Raw genomic sequence first — 12237 nt, 5'->3', positions numbered from 1 at the left:
CCCGGAGTGATCTCCGGGGCCCCACGCCTTTGTTCAGTGAGCGCGCGCAAGCGTCACGCGTTGACCGAGTCCTCCTCCGCCTCGCTCGCGTCCTGCGCACCCTCCTCCGCCGCGTCCTCCGACGCAGACCGCGGTGAGGGGATCTCGGCCGCGAGCCGAGACTCCATGCGCACCCGCCGCTCGTCGGCCTTCGTGCACAGGTCGTGGATCGCTCCGTTGAAGCGGGCCATCGACGGCGGGTCGGACGGACCGAGCAGGTGCTCCTTCAGCGCGGCACGAGCCGCCGTGAACTGGTCCTTCTCAGGCCGGCGTACCGACTCCAGGAGCGCAGGCACACCCTCCGCGCCGGGGGTGAGGACGACACCCGCGGACACCGTCGGGAACCCCGTGCGGAACGCCGCCTCGGTCATCCCCGACGTGTTCGCCACCGCGTACGGCTTCTCGCTCGACAGCCAGTCGGACACCACCGACGAGACATCGCTGACCAGCAGGTCCGCCTGGTTGAAGCACGCGAAGATACCCGGCCGCGCGTCCGTGATGATCTGGTGCTCCCACTCCGGGAAGGACGCCCAGTAGGCCTTCTCCCAGGCCAGCGTGGCCTCGGCGATGGCGGCCTCGCGGTCGCCCCCGGGCGCGCCCTGGAGCAGCATCCGCTCCATCTCGTCGGCGCTGTTGCGGAAGTCGGTGGACGTCAGCTTGTCCAGCTCGGCCGTGCGGCGTGCCAGCTCGGCCGCGGCACCGGCCTCGGGGCGAGCACCCGTGCGCAGCGCGGCGGCCTCGCGGATCATCGCCTTGATGCGCTCGTTCGCGGCGCCCGCGCGCATGTCGACGGAGCCGGTCATCGGGTGCGGCTTGTAGAGGAGCCGTACACCGTCGTCGGCCAGGAGCCGGCGGACGATGTTCTCGCCGGCCAGGACCACGGACGTGTTGCCGGGGTTGCCGTCCCAGCCCTCCCACGTGGGGGCGTACAGCACGGTCGTGAACGCGCCCGTCGGCGCCCCCGAGTAGGGGCGGATCGGCGCGAGCTGCGGGCGGCCGACCTCCACGATGTCCTTGTCCTCGACGCCGACCTCGGCCAGCGCGTACCGCTCGCGGGCCGCGGGACCGGCGACCCACACCTCGTCGTACGCCTTCGCGTACGGGTTGCAGGAGGAGAGCTTGTCGCTCTCGCCGTGGTTGATGAAGGCGTGCTTGACCGTGGGGATGCGCAGGACCTGCGAGGTCTTCGCGGCGTTCGCCGGGTGCAGCATCATCTTCAGCGTCGAGTTCTCCAGCGAGAACATCGTCGAGACCTTCGGGAAGCAGATGATCGGCACGTCGGTGGCGTCGATCTTCTGCACCATGAACCGCTCGCGCAGCACGATCAGCGGCTTCGCGTCGACCGCGGAGACCGTGGAGAGCCACATGTTCGCCTGGTACGCGGAGGTCGTGCCGCCGGAGAAGTACATGGCGACCGTCGGCCGGTAGTTCGCCAGCCACTGGTCCAGCCACTCCATGACCTTCTGCTCGCTCAGGGCGCGCTTCTTCGGCAGCAGCCAGGTGGCGAGGTACGCGGTGCCGCCGCCGATCAGCACGAGGGCGACCCCGAGGCCGATCGCGCCCCACATGGCGTGCTCGGTGGCCGCAGTGACCATCAGGCCGATCGTGGTCGGCACGGAGAAGGCGAGCAGCCGGTGACCGGGGCGCCGGGCCAGGATGCGCGGCGGGGCGGTGCTCAGGCGCAGCGCGGACGCGTCGATGTTGCGGGTGACGATCGGCAGCGTACGGGTGCGGCGGACCATGACGGCGGCGGCCTGGCAGGCGAAGTGCAGGGCGTAGAAGACGCACAGCCCGACCATCAGCGGCGCCTGCTCGCGCGTCGGGCTGATGCCGTCGATGCGCAGGAGCCCCACCAGGATGATCATGTCGCGCAGCAGCTGCCGGACCGTGGCGTCGAAGCGGACCTTGCCGAGCAGCGAGAGCAGCCCGGGGTCCCGGTACTGCAGGAACACGTCGAGGGCGAGGCCGGCGGCGCTCGCGGCGACGAACACCGGGACGTTCGGCAGCAGAGCGGAGACGATCTGAGCCGTGAAGAGCGCGAACATCGCGAGCAGCGCGGAGAGCTGCACGATGCGGCGGGTGGCGAGTCCGGCGGAGGGCACGGAATGGGCTCCTGCGAGGGGTGCGGCGGATGGGGGGAGGCGTGGAGGTCGGGCCTCGCCGTACCTCCCTGAAGCTCGTACGGGAGAGGCCGATCCCTGACCGTATGACTTCTGCGGGTCGCCTAGCAATCTTGCGTGAGAACTATCACCGGATTTGGGTTTAAAACGACGAGAAGCTGTGACGCTCCCTTCCCGCCCTCGGCGCGCGCCCCCGCCGGCCCGCCTCCCCGCGTCCGCCCCTCGAAACACGGGGGCGTCGGCCGCCCCCCGTCCCGTAGATTGCACGAACCGGACAGGTCGCAGGTCGGACCGTGGGAACGCGGGGAACATTGGGGTGCAGCGTGTCAGCGGCTAGGCGGGCGGCAAGCAGGCAGGGCGTCGTGGACGCCCGCAGGATCGTCGTCAAGGTGGGCTCCTCGTCCCTGACCACCGCGGCCGGAGGCCTCGACGCCGACCGCGTGGACGCCCTCGTCGACGTACTCGCCAAGAGCCGCGGAGGCGGCGAGCACGAGGTCGTCCTCGTCTCGTCCGGCGCCATCGCCGCCGGCCTCGCCCCGCTGGGCCTGCGCCGCCGCCCCAAGGACCTGGCCCGCCAGCAGGCCGCCGCCAGCGTCGGCCAGGGCCTCCTCGTCGCCCGCTACACCGCTTCCTTCGCCCGGTACGGCGTCCGGGTCGGCCAGGTGCTGCTCACCTCCGACGACATGAGCCGCCGCGCCCACCACCGCAACGCCTCCCGCACCCTCGACAAGCTCCTCGCGATGGGCGCCCTGCCGGTCGTCAACGAGAACGACACGGTCGCCACGGACGAGATCCGCTTCGGCGACAACGACCGCCTCGCGGCCCTCGTCGCCCACCTGGTCCGCGCGGACCTGCTCGTGCTGCTCTCCGACGTGGACGGCGTGTACGACGGCGACCCCAGCAGACCCGGTACGTCGCGGATAGCGGAAGTACGCACTCCGGCCGACCTCGCCCACGTCGACATCGGCAGTACGGGCAAGGCGGGCGTCGGTACCGGAGGCATGGTCACCAAGGTCGAGGCGGCCCGGATCGCCGCCGCGGCGGGCATCCCGGTGGTGCTGACGAGCGCGGTGCACGCCGCCGACGCCCTCGCCGGACGGGACACCGGCACGTACTTCCACGCGACCGGCCGCCGCTCCGCCGACCGGCTGCTGTGGCTGCAGCACGCGTCGACCCCGCAGGGCGCCCTGGTCCTGGACGACGGGGCCGTGCGCGCGGTCGTCGAGCGGCGCACGTCCCTGCTGCCCGCGGGCATCGCGGCCGTCGAGGGCGACTTCACCGCCGGTGACCCCGTCGAGCTGCGGGACGGCGCGGGGCGGCCGGTCGCCCGGGGGCTGGTCAACTTCGACGCGAAGGAGATCCCGCAGCTGATCGGGCGCTCCACGCACGACCTGGCCCGCGAGCTGGGTCCCGCGTACGAACGCGAGGTCGTGCACCGGGACGACCTGGTGCTCCTGAGCCCGTGAGGAGGACGGCCTGAGAGGGCGCCGGAAGGGCCTGGAGGGGTCTGGAGGGGTCTGGGGGAGGGCCGGGGGAGGGCTGGGGGCGCCGGAGCGGTGTCCGCCGGAGGTCCCACCGGCGTACGCCCGGCGCCGCGCCCGTCAACAGGGCCCCGGCCGAAAAGAGTGGGGAACGCCGGACAAAGCCCCTGCCCGGAGGTGGACCTTCGGTAAAAGTGCCACGCGGCGCCTTCCCACCTGCTCAACTTTGTCTCAGGGACAACCCCTCAGTCCGATCAGTCGACAGTCCGAGCGGACCCACTGCGTGAAGGAGGCCGTCGTGAGACGAGTGCGCCCTGGGGCGGCGGCGTCCCGCAGTCTTGGCGGCTCGCGCGCGGCCGGCGAGGAGCGGGCGCTCACCAGCGTCGCCGCCGGTGAGATGTACGAGGCGGAGGAGCCGCAGGACCTGCCGCGGCTGTGGCACGTCACGCTGAGCGTCTCGGGCGGCGAGGCCCCGCTCAAAGAGGTCAGGCGCGGCCTGGAACAGCTCGCCCACGACCACCCCTTTCTGCTGACCAGCCGGTACGCCAACGACCACGCGGAGATCCGCTACTGGGAGGAGGCCCGCGACCTGCACGACGCGGCGGCGGTCGCGCTGCGGCTGTGGGGCGAGCACCGCCAGACCGCGAAGCTGCCGCCGTGGGAGATCGTCGGCCTGGAGGTCATCGACCGCGAGACCTACCACCAGCGGATCGCGGAGGGTTACGGGCCGCTGCCGGCCACCCCGGTCGGCGTCCACCCGTTCTGACCGCTGGGGCCCCTGCCTCACCTCCGTGACTCCCGGGGCACACGCTTTCTACGGCCATTTCAGGACCTGTCTCGCGGTGTGGGACAACGGCTGAACAGCTCTCGCGGGCGCACTACCCTGCGGGTTATGACCACGCTCTCGCCGTACGACTCGATGTCCCCGGTCACCCAGGCCGCCTACCGTGCCAAGGGCGCCGCCGCCGACCTCGCTCCGCTGCCGCGCGCCGAGAAGGACGACGCGCTGCTCGCGATCGCGGACGCCCTCGAAGTGCGTACCAGCGAGATCGTCGAGGCCAACGCCAAGGACGTCGAGCGCGCCCGTGCGGCCGGCACCAGCGAGACCGTCATCGACCGGCTCACGCTCACCCCCGAGCGGATCCGCGCGATCGCCTCCGACGTACGCGACGTGGTGGCGCTGCCCGACCCGGTCGGCGAGGTCGTCCGCGGCTCGACCCTGCCGAACGGCATCGACCTGCGCCAGGTCCGCGTCCCGCTCGGCGTCGTCGGCATCATCTACGAGGCCCGCCCGAACGTGACGGTCGACGCGGCAGCCCTGTGCCTGAAGTCCGGCAACGCGGTGCTGCTGCGCGGCTCGTCCTCGGCGTACGAGTCCAACTCCGCCCTCGTCCGCGTCCTGCGCGACGCCGTCGGCGGCTCGGGCCTGCCCGCCGACGCCGTCCAGCTCGTACCGGGCGACAACCGCGAGTCCGTACGGGAGCTGATGCGGGCCCGGGGCCTCGTCGACGTGCTCATCCCGCGCGGCGGCGCCTCGCTGATCCGCACGGTCGTCCAGGAGTCCACCGTCCCGGTCATCGAGACCGGCACCGGCAACTGCCATGTCTACGTCGACGCGCACGCCGACCTCGACATGGCGATCGACATCCTGATCAACTCCAAGGCGCAGCGGCCCAGCGTCTGCAACGCCGCCGAGACGCTCCTCGTCCACCAGGACATCGCGCCCCGGTTCCTGCCGCTCGCGCTCGACGCCCTCGCGGAGGCCGGGGTCACCGTGCACGGCGACGAGCGCGTCCTCGCGTACGGGAAGGACTCCAAGGCCACCGTCGTCGAGGCGACGACCGAGGACTGGGAGACCGAATACCTGTCCTACGACATCGCGGCGGCCGTCGTCGACTCGCTGGAGCGGGCCGTCGACCACATCCGGCTGTGGACCTCCGGGCACACCGAGGCGATCGTCACCACCTCGCAGCAGGCGGCCCGCCGCTTCACCCAGCTGGTCGATTCGACGACGGTGGCCGTGAACGCGTCCACGCGCTTCACGGACGGCGGCCAGTTCGGCTTCGGCGCCGAGATCGGGATCTCCACGCAGAAGCTGCACGCGCGGGGGCCCATGGGGCTGCCGGAGCTGACGAGCACCAAGTACATCGTCACGGGCGACGGGCACATCCGGCGCTGACCGCGTCCGGCGCCGGGCACCCCGGGCAGCCCCGGCGCCGGCCGTCTCGCCAGGCGGGAGAATTTCCGTACCGTCTGCCCAAATTGACCACCCCGGTCTACTCTGGATCCGTGCCGGAGGACGTGGGGGGCACGCCGTTCCCTGACGGCTGGGAGCCCGACGACGACCGCGACCGCGGGGGTGCGGACGAAGAGTTCGCCTCCGTGGTCTTCGACGAGGCCTTCGTACGGGCGGCGACGGTGCACGAGCCGACAGCCGTGGAGCGTCTCCTGGCCGCCGCGCAGGCGAGAGCTGAGGCCTCCGAGGCCGAGGCCCGCCGGGCACACACCCGGGGGCTGCGCGGGGACGACGAGCTCTACGAGGACACGTTCGGCGCCGACGGGCCGGGCGATTTCGGCCACGACCCCGAGCTGGACGACCTCGACGACCGGGACGTCCTCCACGGCCGCTACGGCCACCCCGGCGCCTACGGCAAGCAGTCCCGCTGGCACCGCCCCGTGGCCTGGATGCTCGCCCTCGTGATGGGCATCGGCATGGTGGCGCTGGCGTTCGCGGCGGTCTACCGGGGCGCCTCGTCGAGCAGCGGGGACCAGGTTCCGCTGCCCGCCTCCACCGGACTCGAACAGGGTGGCGGCGTGGGCCCCTCGGCCTCCGCCGACTACTCCCCGCCGGCCGCCTCGGCGGTGCCCCGCACGCCCTGAGCACGCCGCGAGCACGCCCCGAACGCGCCGTGAACACGTCGCGATTCCCGTGGCGGAAACAGGTTTGGAAAACGGCCGCCGCAGCTTGCGTTCCTGCTCCGGGAGTTGATGGCAAATCTGGTGAGAACCTGTCAGAACTTGTCGTGTAGCAGGGCGTTTACCTGAGGTCCAGGAGACCTACTCTGAAAGTATGGGCAGTCCTGGAGACCCACCGGAGGGGACATCCGAGGGTGTACCCGGCGGGGGCGAGGAGGAGTACCGGTCCGTCGTCTTCGACGAGTCGTTCGTCCGTGCTGCCCGCCTCCAGGAGTTCTCCGCGCAGGAGCGGATCGGCGACCACACGCCGGCCGTCCGCCGCCGGCCCCCGATGCGCCGGGGCCTCTCCCGGCAGGCCCTGGTCCTCGTCGTCCTGATCGCCGTCGCGTTCGGCACGGCGATCTACATGGGCGTACGCCATCCGTACCAGACGCCCGTCGCGAAGCATCCCGAACCCCTGCGCATGACGGTGATACCGCTCGCGCCGCAGAGCCGCGTACCCGGTTCGGCCGATGTGGAGGCCCTGTACGCGCACAGTCCCGCCGACCAGTTCCGCATAGGCGCCGACGGCATCACGCTGCCCGCCTCCCGGCGCACCGCGCACTTCTCCGACAGCCAGATCGTCACCGCGCTGACCACGGCGAAGGACTACCTCGTGGAGTCCGCGCTCGACCCGGACGTCCTCACCGGCGGTGCCAGCCGGTCGGTGCGGATCCTGCTCGATCCGCAGCAGCTCGACCAGTTCGACCAGAGCTTCCGCAGCCCCGCGGCGGACGGGCGGCACGCGCCCACGGGGTGGCTGGTGCGCTTCGACCCGGCGCAGGCCGAGCTGGCCGACACCAAGGTGCGGGTGCAGGGCACGCTGACCGCCGCCGAGACGGACTCCGACACGCTTGAGGTCAGCGCCGACCACACCTTCGTGTACGCGCTGCGGCCGACCGGGTCCGACGAGAAGGCCCGGGCCTCGCTGTTCACCGTCCGGCGCGAGCTGCACTTCCGGTTCGACCGGGACGATCTGCGGATGCACCAGGCCGAACTGCTCGTCTCCTACGTCCAGGCCGGGCCGCTGGCCTGTGCGGAGGATGCGACGAAGCAGTTGCGGCCGCTGCTGGCGGGGGAGACCGCTCGGGCGGGTGGGCCGGCCGGAACGGATCCGTTCGCCACGGGGAGCGCCACGGCGTTGTGCGGGTCGCTGGCGGCCAGCGCGCAGCCGAAGCTCTGAGCTGCGCTCGGCTTGGGCGGCCGGCCCGGGCATCGTGATGCGTCGTGGTGATCTGCGGGCCCGGTGGGGGCTTGTCGCGCAGTTCCCCGCGCCCCTGTCGGGGCGCCCCCGCGGGGGCGCCCCTCATCGGGGTCCCGGCGTCAGGGTGTGCCGGGCGGGGGTGTGTCCTCCGGGTCGTCCGTGCGGGGACGGTCCTTCGTGGTGCTGCCGGACGTGCTGCCCGTGCTGTTGCCCGTCGCGAAGCCGCCGAAGCCTCGCCGTACCCGGCCGCCGAGGTCGCCCGCGCCGCCCGCGATGTCGCTGACCAGCTTCATCAGCGGGTCCTTGGAGTTCTTCACGTCGGTGGCGTAGCTGGCCGCCGACTGACGGAAGGAGTCCGTGACCGACGTGTCGCCGTCCTCGTCGCGCCGCGGGTAGTGGCCGTCCATGATCCGCTGGTGGTCGCGGGACTCCGCCCACTTCTTCAGCTCGGCCGCCCGGACCGTGGTGAAGGGGTGGGAACGGGGCATCACGTTCAGGATCTTGAGCACGGAGTCGCGGAGGTCGCCGCCGGCCTCGTACTCCTCGGCCTGGGCGAGGAACGCGTCCACGTTCATCTCGTGCAGGTGGTTGCCGCCCGCGATCTTCATCAGGCCGCGCATCGAGGCCCGCAGGTCCTGGCCGACCAGCAGCCCCGCCCGGTCCGCGGACAGCTCGGACTTGCGGAACCACTCGCGCAGGGCGGTCACGATCGCCATGATCGCGAGGTTGCCGAGGGGGATCCACGCCACGCGCAGGGCGAGGCTGGTGAGGAACAGCAGGATCGTGCGGTAGACGGAGTGGCCGGACAGCGCGTGGCCCACCTCGTGGCCGATGACCGCCCGCATCTCCTCCTCGTCGAGCAGTTCGACGAGTCCGGTGGTGACCACGATGATCGGCTCGTCCAGGCCGATGCACATCGCGTTCGGCTGCGGGTCCTGGTTCACGTACATCGGCGGGACCTTGTCCAGGTCCAGGATGTAGCAGGCGTCGCGCAGCATCACGTTCAGGTGGGCGAACTGGGCGTCCGAGACCCGCACCGAGTCCGACAGGAACAGCAGCCTCAGGCTGCGCTCCGGGAGCAGGCCGCTGAGTGCCTTGAAGACCGTGTCGAAGCCGGTGAGCTTGCGCAGGGCGACCAGGGCCGAGCGGTCCGCGGGGTGCTCGTACGCCCGGGAGGAGATCCCCTCGAAGCGCCTGCGCTGCCTGCTCGGTACGTTCTCGTGGCTTTCTTCTGGCATGTGGTCCCCCATGCGTTTGGTTGCCTTCTGTGCCCCCAAGGCGGGCACCAGCCTAGGCGGAGATACCGTGGACGGGCAGTACGGCGAAGGAGCAGTACGTCAAGGAGTAGTACGTCAATGGAGCATTCCCCCGGATCGTGGCTCGTCGAGGCCGCGAGTGCCGCCCAGGAACAAGGGGCCGGCAATCTCCTCCGCATCGTGCTGATCGTGATGGTCGTCGGATGTGGGCTGGCCGCCTGGTTCCTTCTGCGCGGCTACAAACGGGACGACTGAGACCCCGCGGAAGGTTCCCGGCCCGGCACAGCCGAACTCCCCAACGGCGGAGTCGGAGTGATGCGGGAGAGGGCACCCGCTTACGATGTGCGGAGTCTTTACCCCGCCCACATCGTCCCCATCGGATAGGTCCTGCTGAAGATGAGCTTCCACAGCACCGCTGCCCAGTTGGTCACACTTGCCGCCGAGGGCGAGGAGCACGGTGGCAACCACGAGAGCCTGAACCCCCTGTTCGTCGGCGGTGGAGCCTTTCTCGCCCTTCTGCTGCTGCTGTGGATCACCACCCGTTTCAACCGGGACCGCTGACGGCCGCGCGACAGAGCCCGCCGTCCGGGCCGGTAGGGTCTGCACGCATGGGAGAGCAGGACATGCCTACCGGTCCGGCGGGCGTCGTGGCACACGACGCACGGCGTGGCACGGGCAACGGACCGTCGAACCCGGGCAAGCGCCGCCTCGGTGTCATGGGCGGAACGTTCGACCCGATCCATCACGGACACCTCGTGGCCGCCAGTGAGGTCGCCGCGCGGTTCCACCTCGACGAGGTGGTGTTCGTACCGACCGGACAGCCGTGGCAGAAGACCGACCGCAAGGTCTCGCCCGCCGAGGACCGCTATCTGATGACGGTCATCTCGACCGCCGAGAACCCGCAGTTCTCCGTGAGCCGCATCGACATCGACCGCGGCGGTCCGACCTACACCACGGACACGCTGCGCGATCTGCGCATGCTCAACCCCGACACGGATCTCTTCTTCATCACCGGCGCCGACGCGCTCGGCCAGATCCTCACCTGGCGCGACCACGACGAGCTGTTCTCCCTCGCGCACTTCATCGGGGTCACCCGGCCCGGCCACATACTGACCGACACCGGTCTGCCCGAGGGCGGTGTCTCGCTCGTCGAGGTCCCCGCGCTCGCCATCTCGTCCACGGACTGCCGGGTCCGGGTCGCGAAGGGTGACCCGGTCTGGTACCTGGTGCCGGACGGTGTGGTGCGCTACATCGACAAGCGTGAGCTGTACCGCGGCGAGTGAGCCGAGAGGGGCACCGGTGAACGACCGATACGACGCTGGGTACGGAGGCGACCAGTACGAACTCGTCGGCTACGACGAGTTCGGGCAGCCCGTGTACCGGCAGGTGCCGCAGCCGGGGCAGTCTCCGCAACACCCTCAGTACGCTGCGCAACAGGACGAGTACGGCTCGTACGACCCCTACGGCGGCCAGGCCCAGGGCCAGGCGCAGGGACAGGCGCAGGGACAGGTCCCGGGGCAGGCGCCCGCGCAGGACTACGGGCAGCAGGAGTACGGCCGGGACTACAGCCAGGACTACGGTCAGCAGGGGTACGGGCAGGGCTACGGCTACGACCCGTACGCGGCGGGGCAGCAGACAGGACATCAGGCTGGGCAGCAGGCGGGTCAGCACCAGGCGGCGCCCGTGGTGTCCTATGACACCGGTCAGCAGCAACCTGTGGCGCCCCATGACACCGGACGGCAGCAGCCCCAGGCCGCCGGGCAGACCGCGTACATCCCCCAGCAGGCGGGCCCCGCGAAGGACCCGGCCCCCGCGTCCGCCCCCGTGACCCCGGAGGGCGACGAGCGGGCGGGTGAACCCGACTACCGCACCGAGCAGTTCGCGTTCGTCGAGGAGCAGCCCGAGCAGTCCGAGGACGTCATCGACTGGCTCAAGTTCACCGAGAACCGCACCGAGCGGCGCGAGGAGGCCAAGCGCCGCGCGCGCGGCCGGGTGGTCGCCCTCGTCGTCGTCCTCGCGCTGGTCGTGGTGGGCGGGGCGGGCTATCTCTGGTTCGCCGGGAAGCTGCCCGGGTCCTCGTCGGACGAGAAGGACGGCACGACCACCGCGGCGGGCGCGCAGAAGCGCGACGTGATCGTCGTCCATCTGCACAACACCAAGGGCAGCGGCACCTCGACGGCCCTGCTCGTCAACAACACCACCACGAAGCAGGGCACCACGGTCCTGCTGCCCAACTCCCTGGCCCTGACGGACGACGACGGCGGCGCGACCACCCTGTCCAAGTCCGTCGACGACGACGGTTCCTCCGGGACGCGCGACGAACTCGACACCGTCCTCGGCACGGACATCGAGGGCACCTGGCGCCTCGACACCCCGTACCTGAACAACCTGGTCGAGCTCGTCGGCAACATCGACATCGACACCGACGCGAACGTGCCGGACCCCGAGGCGAAGAAGAAGGGCGAGGCGCCCCTCGTCAAGAAGGGCGAGCAGCAGACGCTCAGCGGCAAGATGGCCGTCGCGTACGCCACGTACCGCGCCTCCGGGGAGGCGCAGAACGCGCAGCTGCAGCGGTTCGGGCAGGTCATGCAGGGCGTGCTGCGCAAGCTGTCGTCCGACGAGCAGGCCGCCACGACCACCGTGCAGACGCTCGCGCAGATCCTCGACCCCTCGCTCACCGACAAGGACCTGGGCGCGTTCCTCGCCCAGCTCGCGGACCGCGCCAAGGAGGGCGACTTCAAGACCGCCCTGCTGCCCGTCCAGAGCGACGGCAGGCTCAGCGCGCAGGCCAGCGACAGCGTGGTCAAGGACGTGCTCGGAGGCGCCGCCAGGAGCCCCGAGAAGGGCGCCGCCGTCCAGGTCGGCATCCGCAACGCCACGGCCGACGAGGACGCCACGGAGAAGGCCAGGGTCGTGCTGCTCAACGGCGGCTACACCTTCGTCGACGGCGGCACGGCCGACACCGCCCAGGCGGTGTCCGAGGTCACCTACGCCGACGCCGCCAAGAAGGAGGACGCGGCCGAGGTCGCCAAGACGCTGGGCCTGCCGACGACCTCCGTGAAGAAGGGCAAGGTCACCTCCAACGCGGACGTGTCGGTGGTCCTGGGCCAGGACTACAAGGTGAGCGAATAACCCCGGGCGGACCGGCCCGCGGGCCTGCGGGGGATGCGCCCCACAGGGCC

General features: G+C 71.2%; 11 protein-coding genes. 9 read left to right on the top strand and 2 right to left on the bottom strand.

The genetic code is table 11. The annotated features are described in order from the left end of the window. Window positions 1-53: 53 nt before the first annotated feature. A complete protein-coding gene (locus ACFWGJ_RS34385) occupies window positions 54-2141 on the bottom strand; it encodes a hypothetical protein (protein WP_387332435.1) in 2088 nt (695 codons plus the stop codon). Between the two features lie 341 nt (window positions 2142-2482). On the opposite strand from ACFWGJ_RS34385, the gene proB reads away from it, so the two are divergent. From proB to ACFWGJ_RS34360, 5 genes are all read left to right on the top strand, one after another. Continuing rightward, on the top strand, window positions 2483-3625 hold the full coding sequence (gene proB, locus ACFWGJ_RS34380; RefSeq protein ID WP_387332433.1) for a glutamate 5-kinase: 1143 nt from the start codon (window positions 2483-2485) through the stop codon (window positions 3623-3625). Window positions 3626-3947: 322 nt separating this feature from the next. Further along, on the top strand, window positions 3948-4406 hold the full coding sequence (locus tag ACFWGJ_RS34375) for a hypothetical protein (protein WP_107016291.1): 459 nt from the start codon (window positions 3948-3950) through the stop codon (window positions 4404-4406). A 126-nt stretch (window positions 4407-4532) separates the two neighbouring features. Continuing rightward, the gene (locus ACFWGJ_RS34370; protein WP_387332431.1) at window positions 4533-5819 is read left to right on the top strand and encodes a glutamate-5-semialdehyde dehydrogenase; all 1287 of its coding nucleotides are present in this window, start codon (window positions 4533-4535) and stop codon (window positions 5817-5819) included. 110 nt (window positions 5820-5929) lie between these two features. After that, the gene (locus ACFWGJ_RS34365) at window positions 5930-6520 is read left to right on the top strand and encodes a hypothetical protein (protein WP_387332429.1); all 591 of its coding nucleotides are present in this window, start codon (window positions 5930-5932) and stop codon (window positions 6518-6520) included. Window positions 6521-6710: 190 nt separating this feature from the next. Beyond that, a complete protein-coding gene (locus ACFWGJ_RS34360; RefSeq protein WP_387332428.1) occupies window positions 6711-7778 on the top strand; it encodes a hypothetical protein in 1068 nt (355 codons plus the stop codon). Between the two features lie 140 nt (window positions 7779-7918). On the opposite strand, the gene ACFWGJ_RS34355 is transcribed toward ACFWGJ_RS34360, so the two are convergent. Continuing rightward, window positions 7919-9037: a M48 family metallopeptidase gene (locus tag ACFWGJ_RS34355; RefSeq protein WP_387332426.1), complete on the bottom strand. Its 1119-nt coding sequence runs from the start codon at window positions 9035-9037 to the stop codon at window positions 7919-7921. Window positions 9038-9154: 117 nt separating this feature from the next. On the opposite strand from ACFWGJ_RS34355, the gene ACFWGJ_RS34350 reads away from it, so the two are divergent. The 4 genes from ACFWGJ_RS34350 (at window position 9155) to ACFWGJ_RS34335 (ending at window position 12187) form a co-directional block, all read left to right on the top strand. Beyond that, on the top strand, window positions 9155-9310 hold the full coding sequence (locus ACFWGJ_RS34350; RefSeq protein WP_210882676.1) for a hypothetical protein: 156 nt from the start codon (window positions 9155-9157) through the stop codon (window positions 9308-9310). 141 nt (window positions 9311-9451) lie between these two features. Then, window positions 9452-9616, top strand: a complete 165-nt coding sequence (locus ACFWGJ_RS34345) for a hypothetical protein (protein ID WP_199854695.1) — start codon at window positions 9452-9454, stop codon at window positions 9614-9616. Window positions 9617-9663: 47 nt separating this feature from the next. Further along, the gene (gene nadD, locus ACFWGJ_RS34340; RefSeq protein WP_210882678.1) at window positions 9664-10338 is read left to right on the top strand and encodes a nicotinate-nucleotide adenylyltransferase; all 675 of its coding nucleotides are present in this window, start codon (window positions 9664-9666) and stop codon (window positions 10336-10338) included. 16 nt (window positions 10339-10354) lie between these two features. Then, window positions 10355-12187: an LCP family protein gene (locus ACFWGJ_RS34335; protein ID WP_387332424.1), complete on the top strand. Its 1833-nt coding sequence runs from the start codon at window positions 10355-10357 to the stop codon at window positions 12185-12187. The last annotated feature ends 50 nt before the right edge of the window (window positions 12188-12237 follow it).

The organism is Streptomyces sp. NPDC060205 (assembly GCF_042728395.1).
Lineage (GTDB): Bacteria > Actinomycetota > Actinomycetes > Streptomycetales > Streptomycetaceae > Streptomyces.
This window is presented reverse-complemented; position numbering and strand designations above follow the sequence as displayed.